The sequence below is a fragment of the Bradyrhizobium sp. 132 genome (genome assembly GCF_023074185.1).
Taxonomy (GTDB): Bacteria; Pseudomonadota; Alphaproteobacteria; order Rhizobiales; family Xanthobacteraceae; genus Bradyrhizobium.
This window is the reverse complement of sequence record NZ_JADPKY010000094.1, coordinates 363,853-382,036: the sequence shown is the minus strand read 5'-3', so window position 1 is coordinate 382,036 and position 18,184 is coordinate 363,853. Positions and strand designations below refer to the sequence as shown.

17 protein-coding genes and 1 pseudogene are annotated in these 18,184 nt (G+C 63.1%); 7 read left to right on the top strand and 11 right to left on the bottom strand.

The genetic code is table 11. The annotated features are described in order from the left end of the window. Positions 1–83: 83 nt before the first annotated feature. The gene (locus IVA74_RS17840) at positions 84–1,685 is read right to left on the bottom strand and encodes a multicopper oxidase family protein (RefSeq protein WP_247346613.1); all 1,602 of its coding nucleotides are present in this window, start codon (positions 1,683–1,685) and stop codon (positions 84–86) included. Between the two features lie 234 nt (positions 1,686–1,919). Here IVA74_RS17840 and IVA74_RS17835 point away from each other — a divergent pair. The 3 genes and pseudogenes from IVA74_RS17835 to IVA74_RS17825 all read left to right on the top strand — a co-directional run bounded on the left by IVA74_RS17835 (position 1,920) and on the right by IVA74_RS17825 (position 5,837). Next, a pseudogene (locus IVA74_RS17835) lies at positions 1,920–4,690 on the top strand (molybdopterin cofactor-binding domain-containing protein). Continuing rightward, positions 4,687–5,211 carry a (2Fe-2S)-binding protein gene (locus IVA74_RS17830; protein ID WP_247346610.1) on the top strand — a complete coding sequence of 175 codons (525 nt, stop codon included), beginning with the start codon at positions 4,687–4,689 and terminating at the stop codon, positions 5,209–5,211. The pseudogene IVA74_RS17835 and the gene IVA74_RS17830 overlap by 4 nt, the downstream one beginning before the upstream one ends. Before the next feature lie 8 nt (positions 5,212–5,219). Then, complete coding sequence (locus IVA74_RS17825) at positions 5,220–5,837, top strand: Isoquinoline 1-oxidoreductase subunit (protein WP_247346608.1); 618 nt, start codon at positions 5,220–5,222, stop codon at positions 5,835–5,837. Between the two features lie 64 nt (positions 5,838–5,901). Here the strand turns inward: IVA74_RS17825 and IVA74_RS17820 are convergent, their stop codons facing one another. From IVA74_RS17820 to IVA74_RS17780, 9 genes are all read right to left on the bottom strand, one after another. Then, a complete protein-coding gene (locus IVA74_RS17820) occupies positions 5,902–6,441 on the bottom strand; it encodes a hypothetical protein (protein WP_247346606.1) in 540 nt (179 codons plus the stop codon). 235 nt (positions 6,442–6,676) lie between these two features. Further along, on the bottom strand, positions 6,677–8,086 hold the full coding sequence (locus IVA74_RS17815) for a DUF1254 domain-containing protein (protein WP_247346604.1): 1,410 nt from the start codon (positions 8,084–8,086) through the stop codon (positions 6,677–6,679). Positions 8,087–8,137: 51 nt separating this feature from the next. Continuing rightward, positions 8,138–9,562 carry a DUF1254 domain-containing protein gene (locus IVA74_RS17810; protein WP_247346596.1) on the bottom strand — a complete coding sequence of 475 codons (1,425 nt, stop codon included), beginning with the start codon at positions 9,560–9,562 and terminating at the stop codon, positions 8,138–8,140. A 361-nt stretch (positions 9,563–9,923) separates the two neighbouring features. Continuing rightward, the gene (locus IVA74_RS17805) at positions 9,924–10,631 is read right to left on the bottom strand and encodes a hypothetical protein (protein WP_247346572.1); all 708 of its coding nucleotides are present in this window, start codon (positions 10,629–10,631) and stop codon (positions 9,924–9,926) included. A gap of 291 nt (positions 10,632–10,922) precedes the next feature. Continuing rightward, positions 10,923–11,072 (bottom strand): hypothetical protein, encoded by a 150-nt coding sequence (locus IVA74_RS17800; protein WP_212299541.1) that lies wholly within the window; start codon positions 11,070–11,072, stop codon positions 10,923–10,925. A gap of 102 nt (positions 11,073–11,174) precedes the next feature. Further along, on the bottom strand, positions 11,175–11,996 hold the full coding sequence (locus tag IVA74_RS17795) for a tetratricopeptide repeat protein (protein WP_247346791.1): 822 nt from the start codon (positions 11,994–11,996) through the stop codon (positions 11,175–11,177). Between the two features lie 32 nt (positions 11,997–12,028). Then, positions 12,029–12,712 (bottom strand): substrate-binding domain-containing protein, encoded by a 684-nt coding sequence (locus IVA74_RS17790; RefSeq protein ID WP_247346567.1) that lies wholly within the window; start codon positions 12,710–12,712, stop codon positions 12,029–12,031. Positions 12,713–12,730: 18 nt separating this feature from the next. After that, entirely contained in the window at positions 12,731–13,432 is a 702-nt protein-coding gene (locus tag IVA74_RS17785) for a GrlR family regulatory protein (RefSeq protein ID WP_247346557.1), read from the bottom strand. A 196-nt stretch (positions 13,433–13,628) separates the two neighbouring features. Continuing rightward, positions 13,629–14,663, bottom strand: coding sequence for a glutamine synthetase beta-grasp domain-containing protein (locus tag IVA74_RS17780; RefSeq protein WP_247346555.1), 1,035 nt, complete (start codon positions 14,661–14,663; stop codon positions 13,629–13,631). Positions 14,664–15,200: 537 nt separating this feature from the next. On the opposite strand from IVA74_RS17780, the gene IVA74_RS17775 reads away from it, so the two are divergent. Further along, a complete protein-coding gene (locus tag IVA74_RS17775) occupies positions 15,201–15,401 on the top strand; it encodes a DUF2735 domain-containing protein (protein WP_247346789.1) in 201 nt (66 codons plus the stop codon). A gap of 113 nt (positions 15,402–15,514) precedes the next feature. Here the strand turns inward: IVA74_RS17775 and IVA74_RS17770 are convergent, their stop codons facing one another. Continuing rightward, positions 15,515–15,826, bottom strand: a complete 312-nt coding sequence (locus IVA74_RS17770; protein ID WP_247346553.1) for an MliC family protein — start codon at positions 15,824–15,826, stop codon at positions 15,515–15,517. 100 nt (positions 15,827–15,926) lie between these two features. On the opposite strand from IVA74_RS17770, the gene IVA74_RS17765 reads away from it, so the two are divergent. The 3 genes from IVA74_RS17765 to IVA74_RS17755 all read left to right on the top strand — a co-directional run bounded on the left by IVA74_RS17765 (position 15,927) and on the right by IVA74_RS17755 (position 18,175). After that, a complete protein-coding gene (locus IVA74_RS17765; protein ID WP_247346551.1) occupies positions 15,927–16,670 on the top strand; it encodes a tyrosine-protein phosphatase in 744 nt (247 codons plus the stop codon). 40 nt (positions 16,671–16,710) lie between these two features. Beyond that, the gene (locus IVA74_RS17760) at positions 16,711–17,391 is read left to right on the top strand and encodes an SDR family oxidoreductase (protein WP_247346549.1); all 681 of its coding nucleotides are present in this window, start codon (positions 16,711–16,713) and stop codon (positions 17,389–17,391) included. 97 nt (positions 17,392–17,488) lie between these two features. Further along, positions 17,489–18,175, top strand: a complete 687-nt coding sequence (locus IVA74_RS17755) for a DUF2161 family putative PD-(D/E)XK-type phosphodiesterase (RefSeq protein ID WP_247346547.1) — start codon at positions 17,489–17,491, stop codon at positions 18,173–18,175. Positions 18,176–18,184 lie beyond the last annotated feature (9 nt).

The following is an 18,184-nucleotide window of genomic DNA, read 5'->3' as shown; positions in this document are numbered from 1 at the left end:
CCAGGGGAAGCCCGGCCGGGCCCGGATTCCGCCTTCGCCGGCCCCCAAACTCGCGCAATTCGACAAAGAATCAGGGGTTGGGCTTAGGGCTTGTAGACCTCCACGGTCTGCATCATGCCCATCTCCTCATGGTTCATCATGTGGCAGTGGAGCATATAGACACCGGTGAAATCGATGAAGCGCGAGCGGAACACGACCTCGCCGCCCTTGCGCTCCACGATCACGGAATCCCGCCATTCCGGCACGGCCAGCGCCTTGCCGTTGACCGACACCACCTGGAACGGATTGGTATGGATGTGAAAGACGTGGTCGTCATGCTCATGCGTGTTGACGATGGTCCACTCCTCGACCGCGCCCAACTTGACCCGCTGATCGATGCGGCCGGGATCGAACTTCTTGCCGTCGACGAAGAACTCGAACTCCTGCCAATGGCCGGCCGCATCGGCCTCAGGCGCGGTTGCCGACAAAGTCACCTTGCGACGGTTGGTAATCTCGGAATCCTTGATGGTCGCGAGCGGCGCCGGCGGCAGGGCGCGCGGCAGCTTCATGTCCATCGGCGCGCCAGTCACGACGACCCGCGCCAGCGGCCCGACCGGCGAAGGATGCCCCTGGTCGTAGGGCGCGGCGTTGAAGGCGTAGGTGCCGGGGCCGCCTGCCTTCACCAGAATGTCCGCGCGCTGGCCGGGCGCGATCAGGACCTGCTTGAGCGACTGCATGGCGCCGAGCTGGATGCCGTCATAGGCGATCGCATGCAGATCGTGCTTTTCCAGGTCGAGCAGCATGTCGTCCTGATAGGCGGCGTTGAGGATGCGCCAGCGCTGCACTTCGCCCGGACGCATCTCGATCGCCGGCCGCCGTTGTCCGTTGATCGCCAGAAAGCGCGTCGCGGTCTCCGGAAACAGCGTCTCGAAATTTTCGACCATGCCCTTGGCGTCGTAGACCACCTGGGTCAGCACCAGCAGCCGCTCGCGCGCGGCCGTGATCTCCGGCACACCGGCGAAATCGCCCTCGATGACGACGGCGCCCACCATGCCGCTGGACATCTGGATATCGGCGCTGCCGTGGTGATGCGGGTGATACCAACAGGTGCCGCTGGTGTGGTCGGCGGGCAGCGAGATCTCGATGTTGTAGCTGTGACCCGGCGCCATCGAGCGCATGACATTGTCCGCAATCCCGCTCGGGCTCGCATGCGCGCCGTGGAAATGGAAATTGGTGTTGTTGAACTGGTGCGGATGGCTGATGTCCGCGGGCAACCCATCGCGGTTCGGCGGCAGGTCGTTGATCATCTTGATCCGCAGCGTCTCACCGGGCTTCATCCGCAAGGTCGGACCGGGACTGCCGCCTTCATAGGATCTGACATAGAGCTTGACGCCGCCGATCTGGCGATAGGCATAGCCGACGCGCAATGTGGTGCTGAGCACGCCATTGACGGATCTGCGCACCTCGGGCTCGACCAGCGGCTGGTCCATGGCGGGAGCCGGCGTTTCCGGCACCATGCCCATGGTCGGCGACATGTCTGCGGCGTGCGAGGCGCCCGCATGGTCGTGCATGGCATGCTGGGCATTCGCTGCCCCCGCGACCAGGGACAAGGCGCCTGCCTTGAGACCGTAATCGAGCAATTGGCGCCGCGAGAAGTTCGTCGTTTCCGCCCTGACGCGTGAGACGTCGTTCGAATCGTGCTGCATTTGCGCTTCGCCCCCGTTGCCAATCCGTCTTCAGTTTGATTCGATCCTAAAGCAAGCGCGAAACGACAATTCCATCCGGCAAGCATACCGCATTCACCGGTTGTAAACGCCCAGACCCTTTCTATCGTCGTATGACGAATCATGACGGATTCGAGCTAGCATTGACGCGTACTCTCCGGGCGTCGATGCCGCCAGCATCATGATATTCTCGAAACCTTGTACAAGGATCTGATCATGGGGCCTTCGCGACGCGAGTTCGTGAAGTGGTTATCGGCGGGAGGCATTTCGGTCAGCCTGTCGCATCTTGCCTCGGCGGCAGGAGCTCCCTTCGCAGCCCAGGAGACGCTGCCTGGACGCGGCAAGTTCAATCCCGCGACAACGGGCGCCGGCCGTGTCGACGGGGTCGCCAAGGTCACCGGCGCAAAGCTTTACGCCTCCGACTTCCGCGCCAATGATCTGCCGGGCTGGCCGCAGGCCACCTCGCACGCGATCCTGGTCCGCGCCAATGACGCCACGCATGTCTATACCGGCATGGACCTCGGCCGCCTCGGCGGCGCGCTCAAGCCGTCGGTGGTCGTGACGGCCGCCGATCTCGACCGGATCGGGACGCAGGTGCCGGAATTCTATGCGGGCGACCTGTTCTGTCCGATCGGCAAGACGCCGCTCTATCTCGGCCAGCCGGTCGCGCTTTTGATCTTCGAAAAGTTCGACGCCTTCGACCAGGCGCGTCTCGCGCTGCGCGACGGCACTTTCGTCCAATTCGGCGAGGAGACCGGGCCTGTCGTCGTCCCGGATTACGGGCCTTCCGCTTCACCCGCGTGGCAGGTCCCTCGCCTGACAAACCGGATGTCTATTCGCCGCTCCAGGCCGGCTGGGTCTCGCCGAAGAAAGTGCAGAGCGCGGCGCTGCCGGTGTGGTCACCGCTCGCCAATGAAATGCCGGCGGATTACGCCAAGGCGGCGAAATATGGCGAGCAGATCCGTGCCGAGCTTGCAGCGGATGACGCCTCCATGCTGGTGCTCGACCGCGAGTTCGAGACGCAATCGGTCGACCCGATGTTCCTCGAGCCCGAATGCGGGCTCGCCTGGTACAACGGCAAGGGCGGCAACCTCGAACTGCTGCTTGGCGTCCAGTCGCCCTACGAGGCGGCGGAGTCGATCGCGCATCTGTTGGGCAAGGCCCACGCGCCCTACAAGCCGGCGCACATCAACGCGCAGTTCGCCCATGTCGGCGGCGGTTTTGGTGGCCGCGATCACACACCTTTCATTCTCTATGTTGCGCTCGCGGCGGTCTGCTTTCCCGGCAAGCCGGTGCGGCTGGCGCATGACCGCTACCAGCAGTTTCAGGCCGGCATCAAGCGCCACGCGATCAAGATGCGCTCGCGCATCGGCATTGATCGCGCGACCGGCAAGATCAAGGCTTTTGCCGCCGACCACGTGCTCGACGGCGGCGGCCTCGCCCATTTCTCGGCCAGCGTCGCCGTCGTCGCGGCCACTGGCGCAATCGGCATCTACGACATTCCGAAGGTCGACGTCAGGACCGTCGCCGTGCACTCGCGCGGCGTGAGCGCGGGCTCGATGCGCGGCTACGGCATACTGCAAGCCATGACGGCGCTGGAGGTCCTGATCGACGAGGCGGCGTCCGAGCTCAAGCGCGATCCGATCGAATTCCGGCGGCGCAATGCGCTGCCCCAGAACGGCCGGACCATGACGGGCAATCCCTACATCGTCTCGGTTCGCACGCCCGAAATCCTCGACAAGCTCGAGAAGCACCCGATCTGGCAGCAGCGGGCACAGTTCAAACAGACATCGTCGGATCGGCTGGTCGGCACCGGCGTCGCCTGCGTGACGAAAGACTATGGCTCCGGCGCGGACGGCTCGCTCGGGCGCGTGGAGCTTGCCCCCGACGGCAGGATCGTCATCTATTGCGATCATGTCGAGATGGGCAACGGCATCGGGACGGCGCTGGCCAACCGGGTCGCCAGCCATCTCGGTGCCATCGCCGACGAGGTCTCGGTCGCCCGCGTCGACAGCTATGACGTGCTCGGGCTGGTCACATCAGGCGATCCCTCCACCATCGACCAGAAGACCCAGGATGCCGCGGAGAAAAATCCGCGCTGGGTGCCCGCGATCAGCTCGCCGACAAGCTCCTCGATCGGCGCGCATGTCGGCACGCATTCCGCCGCGGAAGCCGCCCGCGTCATCTTCCGCTTCGGCCTGTGGCCAGCGGCGCTTGAGCTGTGGCGCATCGCAAGGACTGATCCGCGCGGTCGCCAATGGGCCAGCGCAAGCTGGCAGAACGGGAAGCTCACGATGCCCGGCCTCGAACCGCTGGCCCTCCCTGCGCTCGCCGCAACTGCGCATGCGCGCGGCTTCGTCACCGGCGCAGTCGCCCACAGTTTTTCGCGCTGGGCGTGGTCGCGCGCACGCTTTCCGCTGTCCGGCGAGCAATACCGCGCCGACATCGACGCGCTCGCGATCCGCCGCGCCAATGGCAAGTTCGAGCGGATCAACCGCGGCAGCGTCAAGTTTCCGCCGACCGACAACAACCGGATCGGCACCGCCTACACCTCGATGTGCGGCACGGTCGTTCGCGTCGAGATCGAGCGCGCAACCGGCGCGCTTCGCATCGCCAAGGCTTATAGCGTGTTCGAATGCGGCACCGCGCTGGTGCCGGAAGTCGTGATGGGCCAGGCCCAGGGCGGTTTCGCCATGGGTGTCGGCTACGCGTTGCTCGAAACCCTGCCCCCGTTCGAGGGCGGTCCCGGCAACGGCGAATGGAATCTCGGGCGCTATCTGGTCGCACGCGGCTCCGACCTGCCGCTCCGGGATCTCGAGATCGAGATGCTGAAGCCGCAGACAGCAGACGAAGCACCGAAGGGCATGGCGGAGGTCGTGATGATCCCGATCGTGCCGGCGCTGATCAACGCCATCCACGACGCCACCGGCCACCGCTTCCGCGCGCTGCCGGTCACAGCAAACCTCTTGAAGGGAGTGCTCGCGTGACCACCCTCAGCCTCACCATCAACGGCCAGAAGCACGGCCCGATGGACGTCCGCGACGACCTCTCGATGAACGATTTTTTGCGCGAGATGCTCGGGATGACCGGGACAAAGTTCGGCTGCGGGGCCGCGCAGTGCCTGAGCTGCGCCATCATCGTCGACGCGCCCGACGGCACCAGCACCACCAGCCCGACCTGCGTCGCGCCCGCCGTGTCGTTTGACGGCAAATCGATCCGCACTGTCGAGGGCCACGCCCAAGGCGGCCAGCTCTCGGTGCTGCAACAGGCCTTCATCGATCATTTCGCTTTTCAATGCGGTTATTGCACCGCCGGCTTCCTCAATGAGGGCCAGGTCTTGCTGGAGCGCCTGTCGCGGACACCGGTCGCGCGCGAGGCGCTGGAGCAGACCATCGCAGACGCGCTCGACGGCCATCTCTGCCGCTGCACCGGCTACATCAAATATCACGCGGCGGTGCGCGACGTGATCCTGGCCGATTCGAGCCGCTACCTCATGGCCACCAAGTGACACGCGCCATGATCTCCGACGTGCGGTTCAAGCTGATTGCCATGGTCGCGGCACTCGCCGGCAGTCTCAGTGCGGGCTACGCCGCCTCGGAAAGCGCGGGCCATGCGCTGGCCGCGCCGGAAAGCTTCGCCGGCATCACTGAGACCGAGAAGCGATCGGCTGCGATCTTCACCGAGCTCGGCAAGGTGCTGACGCATCCGCGCTGCACCAATTGCCATCCGGCCGGTGACAGGCCGCACCAGGGCGACAATGCCCGCCTGCATCAGCCGCCGGTCACACGCGGCGCCGACGGCCATGGGCTCGACGCGATGCGCTGCAACACCTGCCATCAGAAGGCCAATTTCGAGCCCGGCCGCATGCCCGGCCATCCCGAATGGCATCTGGCACCGCGCGAGATGGCGTGGGAGGGCAAGACCATCGGCGAGATCTGCGAGCAGATCAGCGATCCCGCGCGCAATGGCGGGCGCAAGGTGGAAGACCTGATCGACCATATCGGCAAGGACACCCTCGTCGGCTGGGCCTGGAAGCCCGGCTTCGGCCGCTCGCCCGCGCCGGGCACGCAGGAGCAGGCCGGCGCGCTGGTGGAGGCCTGGGTGAAGACCGGAGCGGCGTGTCCCGCGCCGTGACGCGAAGACGAGCACTCATCAACTAAATGTCGGTTCCCGAGGGTAAAGCGGCCTACTTCGCAGCCTAAGGCCTAAAACTTGGATCAATATTGGTCGTCCCGTCTCGCGACTTATCGATCAATTGGGCAACTTGTTCTCGGCTCTCCAGCCGCAACTTCGTACCTGGGAAATCGTTGAACAGCTTAGAGTGACCAGCAAACGACGAAGGTGTCTGCCGAGTCCAGTAGGCCTCCGCCCACTTCATCAGTTCGGCGGCGTCATGATTTGTTGCTCCTCGCCGCAGACCGCGAGCCAGCAGACCGGCGCGGCAAAGGCTCCAGGGAAAACCTAGCCAAATGAGAGCGGTTGCTTTGGGAAGGGCGACTTCCGCAAGCCATCCGAATGCACCTTCGATGATCCAGCGCGGCTGACCTGAAATATCGAGAACCATCTTTCGCGCGACGGCTTCATTTCGCTTTGAGCCAAAGCCACCGTCTTGCCGGTGCAACAGATCAAGATCAATCGCGGGGATGTCGGCGAGAATCGCAACGGCTTCGGCCAACGTGCTTTTGCCTGAGCCGCTGTTTCCAACAATTACCGTACGTTCGATCAGAGGTTCAGGCATTCAATTTGCAGATGGTAGTCCTGCCTCATTGCCGGATAATATTTCGGTCGCTCATTATCGACATGACCTAGTGAAGCCGCAAGGGCGCGCGATGTCCGTTGCGGATCACAAGCGCCTCTGGGCTCCACGCGGCGCGACTTCGCCCGACTCCCCACTCCAGACCTGCCGCTGCACTGCGCCAACCGACGCGATGGGCCAATAGCAGAAGTGGTCACCGGGATGATTCCATTGAATCTTATCCTGCTCGCTGCAGCGGCGGTCGCTCCCACTTGTCTTCCACCGCTGCTTCTTTCGGCCAATAGAGGCGCATGATCATGGAGAACGGCCCCCTGGGGGCAGGCAGCCAGTTGGCTTCCTTTTCCTTACCCGGGGTTTCGTTCTGGATGATCAGCGTCAGCCCGCCGTCGGCATCGCGCTTGAGCTGCGGCAGCATCGGTGAATTGATCAGATAGCGGTCGATTGGGTTGGCCACCAGCAGACTCTGCGGCTCATCATACATGGTCAGCGACCAGAACGCATTGACCGGCGGCAACTGGCCCGGCGCAAAGCGCATGGTGTAACGGCTGGTGCCGTCCAGCTTCTGCTTCGTCGCATCCACGTAATAAGCGGGATACATCGCCTCCTGCTTCGAATTGCCGTAGATACCGAGCACGGCGGCACCCATCCGGTAGAGGTAGTTGTTCTTCAGATACTGCCGCGTGCCGAAGACGTCGCCGGAGGCCAGCTTTCTCTCTTCAAAATCTTTCTTCAGGCCGGCGAAGGCAATCCAGGCATCGGCCATCCCCTGCTCGATGGCCGTCTTCATCTCGGGCGAGAGCTTGCTCGCGTCGAAGGTCTTGCCCGCGCCGACGCCGATCCTGGCGAAGCGCGCCATCAGCGCTTTCTCGGATGGGGCCGTTGGGCAGACTTGCAGGACGAAGTTCAGGATGTTGAAGAACTGGAGTGAGGTCTTCTCCTCTCCAGGTGTCAGCGGTTTGATGAAATCAACGGCCGGGGCGGCGATGGGTGCAGGCTGGCCGAGAAACGCGGATAGCGGCTGTACCTTGTAGCCGGCCTGGACCTTCTTCACATTGTCGATGTCCTCAGGGTTGAAGAGCTGCGTGCGATAGGTGGGGATCGCCAATTCCGTCTCGCAACGAAACACTTTCTTGATGCCCTTCGGCGTTGCGCCTTTCCAGCCGGGCCCAGCGAGCAGGAAGCTGCCGCCTCCGTTGCCGGTCGCGCGTGTGCCGATGTAGTCGAAGTTGAAGGTGTAGTAATCGATCAGCTGGACGCTGAAATAGCGCTCCTTTTCGATCGCCGGCACCGTGAGCACGAGAGGTTCGGAGCGCAGGTCCGCGCCGATGAATGAGTAAGGCGTATCCGAGTTGGGTGTCTGAATCGCCTTGTCCGCGGGTGTAAAGACACGCGCGCTGTTCCATATCTGGTTAAAGGGCCCCTTGTATTCCGGGTTCGTCTTATCCATCCAATATGCATGCTGGATGCGATAATTGTCCACGATCGGGAAGCCGTAGATATAAGCCTCCTTCGCAATGGCGCGGGCTTCTGCCGGACTGATGCCGGCCTGGGCGCGGGCTGCCGAGGAATGGAGTGCAGGGAGGACAGCAATCCCGCCGACAAAGCCTCTGCGTGTGATGCTCTTCATGTCTAAACCTCTCCGCTTCGTTCGAGTCGAACTGCCATGTCAGGTACGAAACTATGAGACCTTCTTGATGTCGGGCGGTTGCCATGCGCCTGTACCCGGCGGCAGGATCGAGGGTGCTTCGGTCTTCGGCCAATAGAGCCGCATGACGAGGTAGATGTCCCCGTTCGGTGCAGGCAACCAATTGGATTCTTTGTCGGCGCCCGGTGATTTGTTCTGAATGTAGAGCGTCAACGAGCCGTCGGCGTTCATCTTCATGCCCGGCAGCATCGGCGAATTGATCAGGTAGCGGTTGATCGGGTTTTCGATCAGCAACTGCGTCTTGCCGTCGTACATGGTGACAGACCAAAAGGCGTCCACCGGCGGGAATTGTCCGGCAGGAAAAGTGAGGGTGTATTGGTGCTTCGAGCCGTCGAGGACCTCGCCATCAGCAAGCGTCTTCGTCATTGGATAAACGGCCTCGACCGCGTCGTTGCCATAGATGCCGCCCTTGGCTGCGGCAGCACGCTTCAGCCAATCGCCATTGTAGAACTGCCGGTCCCCGAATAATGATCCGATTTTCCATCCATTGACGTCTTTCTGTCCGCTGGCCAGATACTTTTCAACCTTCTCTTCGCCGTCTTTCATCCCCAGCCCGATTTCAAGCTTGTGCGTGATCGGAAGATTCTTGAATTCGAAGGTCTTGCCTGCACCGACGCCAATGCGCGCAAGCTTGGCCCGAATTTCCTTTTCCTCTGGTCCGGCTGGCGCGAACTGCAAGGCGAAGTCGAGATACTCGAAGAAGTTCTTCTTCACTAACTCCGCATTGGCCTTGGGAAAGTCGATCGCGGGCGCAGCGGGCGGTGCCGGCTGGTTGAGATAGGCCGACAAGGGTTGCGCCTTGTAGCCGGCCTGGACCTTCTCAACGTTCGGCATGTCTGCAGCATTGAAAAGTTGCGTGCGGTAGGCAACGGCCGAAAACTGCGTTGAGGACTGGAAGACCTTTTTGATGCCGGGCGGCGTGGCGCCCTGCCAATCGGGACCGACAACCATATAGTCACCGGCCTCGCTGCCGGTTGCGCGGCTACCGACATATCCGTAATTGAACGTATTGCCGTCGCACAGCATCACCGAATAATAGCGGCTCTTCTCGACAGCCGGCACTGAGAGAACGATCGGTTCGGCACGCAGATCGGTCCACAAGATCGAATATGGCGTGTCGCTATTGGGGGTTATGACGGCCGTGTCTTTGTAGGTGAAGACCCTCGCCTCGTTATTGATCTGATTGAACGGCGCCTTGAATTGTCCCGAATTCCTGTCCACCGCATACTCGTCCATCACCGCGTAGTTCATGACGATGGGCAGCCCGTAGATGAAACCTTCCTCGGCGATGGCCTTTGTCTCACGGATATCCGGCCATTGCGCCTGTGCAACTTTGGGCGACAATGCACATATCGATCCCAATAAAGCAGCGGCCAGCGCTCTCGCTCGAATAGTCATGTGAATCTCCCATACCGACACGCACGCAAAAATAGTGCAGCGATGATTATTCTCGGAATAGCTTTGGCGGTCTATGCGAAAACGGCAACTTGCCGCAAGGCATTGTGGTTGCTGGATTATACGTGAACTGAAAAGCACTTTCCCAATACTGCCCCGCAAATCCGTTCTGAAAAGGCCGCTTTGAGTCAATCGCGTCGGTTCGCCCCTGGGGCGATGACTTCCGGTCTGACTGGGCAAGCGGACAGGGTCAGATCGGACCGGCACGTCTCGAACGGGCCCACTTGCCGAGCTCGCCGTGAGTGGCACGTCAGGCCGCCGCTTTATCCTCGCAAGCGGACATCCCGGATCTTTGAGTACCGTCCTAGGCCCTTCTCATCAGCTTGAGCGAGGCCGCGAGGCGCAGGCTGCGCTTGCCGGCGAGCGCGATGCCTTCGAGCTCGCCGCTGTCCGCCGTGCAGGTCCCGGAGAAGCCGATCCCGACCTCGTAGCCGCCGAACACGGGGTTTTCGCCTTTCGCCGGCGTATGCTCCTGGTTGAGCATCTCGCCCTTCCAGCGGCCGTCCGCCGAGGAATAGGAGCCGAGATAGTAGAAGAACGCATCTCCGCCCAGGATGCGGCCGTCGATCAGCAGCATGACACCGGAGAGTCCGGCATCGACACCGTCGAGCGCGCGCAGGCCGATGCCGTAGAGCCCGTTGGCGATGCCACCCACTCCGATCGTGCCGCGTGGCGGCAGCGCTCCATCGTCGAGCCGCGTCAGATTGGCCCAGAAATGCCCCCCCGGCATGGTGTCCGCGCTGCCCGCTAGACGAATCTGGTCGCCGATTAATCGCCCGCGTGCGCCGATCGAGGCGACGTCCGCGCCCATCAGCGGCTTGTGGTGAGGATCGTCGTTATGCCGTTCGGTGATCACTTCGGCTACGATCTCGCCGTTGTCGCGCTCCTGATACGTTCCAAGGTGCGCGAACGCCGAATTGCCGCCCAGCATCTTGCCGTCATGCAAGCACATGATGCTGCGGCCGAACGCATCGTGGATGCCGTATTCAACCTTGTAAAGTCCGTCCAGCAACGCAATTGACCTGTAAAATAAAATGGAATAGCGGGCTAACTAGCACCGCCGCCCCACCAAGGCCATCCGGCTTTTCCGCGCAGGGCCATTCGCGGAGCCACGCTTGCCATGATGCCATCATGCCCCTGTTTTGCCCGACGGAGCAAGTTGCTTTCGCTAAATCCGCAATGAGCGATTTCACCCAAAAGGGTGATTTCAGCAGCCAAGTGATTTCAACGACTTGGCTACTGTGCATGGGGTTGTTTTTCGACTTTTTTGTTGCGGCCGGCGCTGGACGGCCCTCCTCATGCGTCAGTGACGCTTGAAATACTGCACATCGCGCTCGTGCTTTTCGGCCGCAGCTCTGCTTCTGAATGTGCCGAGGTTGCGGCGCTTGCCGGTCTTGGGATTCACCTTGCGTGAATAGAGGCGGTATTCGCCGGATGCCAGTTTGCGGATCATAGTTGCACTCCGTTCTGTCTCGCCATCAACAGTGTACGGACGAGCCAGGTTCCGTCACGCTTGCCTGCCAACGGCCGAAAGACCGCTTCCCTCCGGCGACGCTCAGAAGCACAGCGTGGTGACGAGCTTGCCCTGCTTGTCCTTGATCGCATAGGGACAGCGCAGCCGCTCTAGTGCCTGCTTGGCATCCTCGTCGCCGAGCGCTGCGGCGCGCTCGTAATAGGATTTCGCGGCGTCCTTGTCCTTTGGCCCGCCGCGGCCTTCCTGCGCGAAGGCGCCCATCCGCTCCAGCGCGCCGGGATGGTTTTGCGCCGCCGCTTTCTCGAACAGCGCGCGCGCCGCGGCGTCGTCCTTCGCACCGCCTGTGCCTTCGGAGAGCATCACACCGAGCTGGTACTGCGCCTCCGCATTGGTCTCGGCCGCCTTGCCGAGCAATGCGCGCGCCTGCGCGGGATCGGCCGGGGCGGCGCCGCCGGTACCGCCGAGCGCTGCGAGATTGCTGACGCCGCGGGGATTGCCGGCCTGCGCCGCCTTCTCGAACAATTTGCGCGCCTGCGCTTCATCCCTGGCGACGCCGGAGCCGGTGCCGTAGGCCACACCGAGTTCGACCATTGCCGCACTCGATCCCTTGTCGGCAGCCTTGCGCCAGGCAGCCATCGCTTCGGCCGTCTGCTGGTTGGCCGCATAGGCGCGGCCGAGCGCGAACATCGCGCGCCGCGCTGACGACGCGGCCTGCTTGCAGAATTTGATCGCGGTCGCGACGTCGGAAGCTGCAATCTCCGTCACGCCTCTCATATCGGTCGGCTTGTCGGGATCGCCGGGATCGGCGGCGACCCGGTCGCACAGGACGAGATCGGCCGATTGCGCATGCGCCGACAACGGCGCCGCAAGCGTGAGGAGGATGGCAACGAGGAAAGTCCGCATGGACACTACGCTGGGTCCCCGCCCCGGCAAATTCAAGGCTCGAGTCCCGATTGGCGCAGCACGGGGACGACCTCGGGCGATGCCAGGTAGCGCAGCAGCCGGTCCGCTGCGTCGGCTTGCTTCGCGCTGGCCATGCGGCCGGCGGAGAACACGGCCGGCGTTTGCAGGTCGTGCGGGATCGGGCCGATCACCTCGATGCCTTCGACCTGCTTCAGCTCGCTGATCTGCTGCACGGCGAGGTCTGCTTCGCCGCTCACGAGCCGCTCCGCGGTAAAGCCTTGCTCGACGATAGCAGCCTTGGCGCTGATCTCTGCCGCGATCCCCATCCGCACGATCAACTGCGCGAAATAAACCCCGCTCGCACCCAGCCGCGAATAGGCGACGGACCGCGCCGCGAGCAGCGTCTTGCGCAATGTGGCTTCGCTGGAGATGGTGGGATGCACTTGCCCTGCCCGCACCGCGATGCCGACGAAGGAGCGCGCCAGGTCGGCCGCGCTTTCGGCGACCACGCGGCCCTCGCCGATCATCTCGTCGAGCCCCTCACGGGTGAGGATCACGAGGTCGGCGGCCTCGCCGTCGCGCAGCCGCTTCAGCAAGGCCAGGGTCGGCGCGAAGTCGGCATCGATATGGATGCCTGTCGCGTCTTCGAAGGCGGAGGACAGGCTGCGCATCGCGCCCATCAGGCCGAGCGTCGAGAGCATGCGAATTTTTTCCATAAGCGATTCCTGTAGCGATCAGGCGCGGTGCATCAGCTTGAGGGCGGCGGTCAGGCGCAGGCTGCGCTTGCCGGCGAGCGCCGTCGCCTCCAGCACCGCCTGCTCAGCGTCATAGGTGCCGGAGAAGCCGATGCCGACCTCGTGGCCGCCGAAGATCGGATCGTCCTTGGCCGGCGTGTGCTCCTGATTGAGGATCTGGCCCTTCCAGCGCCCGTTGGCGGCGGTGTAGCTGCCGAGATAGTAGAACGAGGCATCGCCGCCGAGGATACGGCCCTTGTTGAGCAGCATCACGCCGGTGAGGCCGCCGTCGACGCCGTCGAGCAGGCGCAGATGCAAGGAGTAGAGCCCGTCGGCGATGCCGGCTTCGCCGACGCCGCCGGCGATCGGCACCTCGTCTTCGGTGATCGGCGTCATCAACGACTGGAAGGGCACGCCGGGCAGCTCTTTCAGCTCGCCCTTGAAACGATAGAGATCGCCGTCGGCCCAACCCTTGGCCAGCAAGGTCGCGTCGTCGGTCCCCGCCATGGCGCGGTAGCTCGGGTCGGGGTTGTGGCGAACGGTGCTGATCACGACCTCGACGCCGCCTTCGGTCTTGGCGTAGGTGCCGATATGGGCGAACGCCGAATTGCCGCCCAGCATCTTGCCGTTGCTGGCATGCATCACGCTTCGGCCGACCCCGTCGCCGAGTTGAAATCTCACCTTGTAGAAGCCTTCAAACACCAGCCGTCCCCGGCCCTGCGTGCATCCAGACGCACTCTATCCCGCTTTCGGCGGCGATGGACAAATTTCGCGCGATCGAGGTCCGAGGGGCCTCCGCAACGACTGTCATCAGGATGCAAAAATCCGCCGGAGTCTTTCGACTCCGGCGGATCAAAGTCCAACCCGGGCCAGTTCCCCAGCCCGGGCCGGGAGGATCTTAGGCCGCGGCCTTCTTGTCGACCGGCACGGACGCGATCGTCTTCAGAATCTGCGAAGCGATCTGGTATGGGTCGCCTTGCGAGTTCGGACGCCGGTCTTCCAGATAGCCCTTGTAGCCGTTGTTGGCGAAGGAGTGCGGAACGCGGATCGAGGCACCGCGATCGGCAATGCCGTAGCTGAACTTGTTCCACGGCGCGGTCTCGTGCTTGCCGGTCAGACGCTTGTCGTTGTCCGGGCCGTAGACGGCGATGTGGTCCATGATGTTCTTGTCGAAGGCCGCCATCAGCGCCTCGAAGTACTCCTTGCCGCCGACCGTACGCATATACTCGGTCGAGAAGTTGGCGTGCATGCCGGAGCCGTTCCAGTCGGTGTCGCCGAGCGGCTTGCAGTGGAATTCGATGTCGATGCCGTAGCTCTCGGTGAGACGCAGCAACAGGTAGCGAGCCATCCACATTTCGTCAGCGGCCTTCTTGGAGCCCTTGCCGAAGATCTGGAATTCCCACTGGCCCTTCGCAACTTCCGCGTTGATGCCTTCGTGATTGATGCCTGCCGCAAGGCAGAGGTTGAGATGCTCTTCGACGATCTTGCGCGCGACGTCGCCGACGTTCGCGTAGCCGACGCCGGTGTAGTACGGACCCTGCGGCGCGGGATAGCCCGAGGCCGGGAAGCCGAGCGGACGGCCGTCCTTGTAGAAGAAGTATTCCTGCTCGAAGCCAAACCAGGCGCCGGAATCGTCGAGAATGGTCGCGCGCTTGTTGGTGGAGTGCGGGGTCTTGCCATCGGGCATCATGACTTCGCACATCACGAGCGCGCCGTTCTCACGCGCGGCGTCGGGATACACGGCGACCGGCTTCAGCACGCAATCGGAGCTGTGGCCCTCGGCCTGCTGGGTGGAGGAGCCATCGAAGCCCCAGAGCGGAAGCTGCTCGAGCGTGGGGAACGACGAAAATTCCTTGATCTGAGTTTTGCCGCGCAAGTTCGGAGTCGGCGAATATCCGTCGAGCCAGATGTACTCGAGCTTGTACTTGGTCATTGAGCCTCTCTGTAGATGATGCGAAAGGTGGGGGCCGTAGGCCCCCGCACGATTGTTTACCCGGCCACCATCGGCCGACCCTTCACAAGCATTTAACGTGCCAAAAGGCCGCAGTGCGGGAGGTTTTCCACCGCTACCGGCCTGCCCTCGATCGAGGCAGATCGACCACCGCGGCGTGCGTCATAGCGGCGCACCTTTGCGTGAAGCTGCACCGCAAAAATCCCGCTGAAAACGCCTGATTCTGGAGCAGGCGAACGCGTGCCGGAGGTTGCCGATGAAACGCGCATCAGCGTCCAGCAATTTTCGCAAAAGCGCTGCCCCCGGCTAGCAACCTTTGGAATGGCCAACGCGTTGGTCACTGCCATGGTGCCTTGGGGGATGCAGAAGGCTTCTTGCCTACAAAATGGGCTGCAACTGATTTCCTTTTCAGCACTTTGCATTTCAGGATGCGCGGCCGATATGGGGAATCCAGTAACCACAATCGAACGAGTCGGGCGCACCATGGAGGCGATCGCCTGGGCCGGAGGAGAAATCGAAATGATGAACAATGGTCTGAGTCACGGATCTGCAACGATCTACCAATTCCCTGTCGGGGGCCGCGCGGCGCTCGCAGGACGCCGCTACGGTGAAACCGGCCTTGCCGATCACGTCTCTCTCCCCGTGAACGAGACGATCTGCAGCGGCAGCTGGTATCATCAGGACGCGATCGACGAAGCCAAGCCGAAATGGGATCGCTGATGCCTTTGGTCGGTTTGATATCGCCGCGCTCTCTTGGGCAACCGGCGGCAGTTTGAAAAAGGGTCGAAACAACGATGTTTCGGCCTTTTTGATTCCTGCGGGATTGCCGCCGTTCAGATCCCCGCACAAGCCGTGACCGGCCGCTTCAGATGCCTGACGGTGGTGCTCCCGGTCTTGCCGATCACAAGCGTGATCCCCACCCCCGAGTAGCGCGCGCCGGAAACCGTCAGCCGCTTGGCGAGCGTGACCGGCTCGCCGTCGATCTGGAGGAAGGCGCGCTTGTCCTCGTCATAAAACCCAACGATGAATTGCGTACCATCGGCGCAGCGATAGCTTCGGAACGTCTGCGCATCGGCCTGCCGTGCACCGATAATTCCGCCCGCCAGCATGGCGACCGCCAAAAGAATGGCCTTGTGCCGGCCCATGATCGCCCCCTGTAATAGATCTCAAGGACGCCCGTCGCGCGTCCATGGAACCATAACCCAAGCTGATCTCATGCAAGACTCCTCTTTACAAGACTCCTCTTTGCAAGTCGCCCCCGCTCGCCACCTCGCCCTGCAAGGCGCCAGCAATTTTCGCGACCTCGGCGGCTATCCGACCGCAGATGGCCGTACCACGCGCTGGCGGCACATCTTCCGTTCCAACCATCTCGGCCAGCTCACCGTCGCGGATATCGAGATCGTCCGTGCGCTCGGCGTGCGCAGCGCGTTCGACTTTCGCGGTGTCGAGGAGCGGACGGCGGGCGTCTGTGTGGTGAACGAGATCGCCGTGCATTCACTGCCGATCGAGCCGACGGTCGTGGCCGCATTGCGCGCCGAACTCGCCCGGGGCTCGCTGACCGCGCCGGTCGCGCTCGAACTCATGCGCGAATCCTATCGCAACTATGTCCGCCACAACACGGCCAGTTTCCGCACCCTGTTCGGTTATCTCCTGGAGGACCGCGCGCCGCTCGTCATTCACTGCACCGCCGGCAAGGATCGCACCGGCTTTGCCAGCGCGCTCATCCTGCATGCGCTCGGCGTCGCCGACGAGGTCATTGCAGAGGACTACCTGCTGACCAACCAGCACTACAAGCGCGATGCGACGGCCGCCACCGATCTGCCCGAGGACGTCCGCAATGCCATCGGTAACGTCGATGCCTCGTATCTTGCCGCGGCTTTCGAAGCCGTCGGCAAGGAATATGGCGATCTCGAAACCTACTTGCGCGACGGCCTCAAGCTCGGCACACCGGAGCGGACCGCGCTGAAGGCGCGTTATCTGCAATCGTAAGCGGCCGTAAATCTGAATTGGCCGTGCCGGGAGAACGACGATGCAAGGCAAGGTTCTGATCGTGACCGGAGCACTCGGCGCACTTGGAAAAGTCGTCGCCGAGGCCGCGCAGTCGCGCGGCGCGCGCGTCGCCGGCATCGACCATGCGCCATCGCAAATCTCCGCGACGCCTGAGCGCATCGAGATCGGCGGCGTCGATCTGTCCGACGCGGCGCAGGCGAAGACGGCGGTCGATGCGGCCGCGAAGCACTTCGGCAAGCTCGATGGGTTGATCAACATCGCCGGCGGATTCGCCTTCGAGACCATCGGCGACGGCGATATCAAGACATGGCAGCACATGCATGCGCTCAACGTGCTGACGGCGCTCAACGCCTCGCACGCGGCGCTGCGGCATCTGGCAGCCTCCAATGCCGGTCGCATCGTCAATGTCGGCGCCATGGGCGCGCTTCAGGCCGGCTCGGGCATGGGCCCCTATGCGGCGTCGAAAGCCGGCGTCCATCGCCTCACCGAGGCGCTTGCGAGCGAGTGGAAAGGCAAGGTCACGGTGAACGCAGTGCTCCCTTCGATCATCGATACCAAGGCCAACCGCGCCGACATGCCGAAAGCGGACTTCGCCAAATGGGTGACGCCCCAGGAGCTCGCGGAGGTCATCCTGTTCCTCGCCAGCGACGCCGCAAGCGGCGTTACCGGCGCGCTGATCCCGGTGGGCGGGCGGGTTTAGTCGCATACCGGCTTGATTGTCTCTGCCCCTGCTCCGATTCAATCGGGACCAGGAAAGCTCTACACTGCCCGCAACTGATTCTCCGATCGGACGTGCCGTGGAAACCACGCTCTATCTGCCTGTCAAACGCTTCCTCGAAGAGCTGGGCTTCACGGTCAAGGGCGAGATCGTCGGCTGCGATCTCGTGGGCCTCAGCGCCGGCGATCCGCCTGTCGTAGTGATCGGCGAGCTCAAGCTCGCCTTCAATCTCGAGCTGATTCTTCAGGCGGTCGACCGCGCACCCGCCGGCGACGAGGTCTGGATCGCCGCAAAGATGTCAGCGCGCGGCAAGGGACGCGAGACTGACGCGCGCTATCGCAATCTCTGCCGCCGTCTCGGCTTCGGTATGCTCGGAGTGACCGACCGCGGCCAGGTCGAGGTGCTGGTGAAGCCGCCGACGGCAGCTCCGCGCCGTGAGCCGAAGGTGCGTTCGCGCCTGGTCGCAGAGCATCAGCGCCGCCAGGGCGATCCTGTGCTGGGCGGCAGCACCCGCGCGCCGATCATGACGGCCTATCGGCAGCAGGCTCTCGCCTGCGCCTCGGAGCTTGCGGCCGGCCCGCGGCGCGTGGTCGAATTGCGCCAACGCTGTCCCGATGCCGGCAAGATCATGCTTAACAATGTGTATGGCTGGTTCGAACGCACGGAGCGGGGAATCTACGGGCTGACCGAGGCCGGACGCGCGGCGCTGAAGCGCTGGCCGCAACAGCGGGCTGAGGTTGTTGAGGGTGTCGCGTCACCGCCCTGACACCCAACC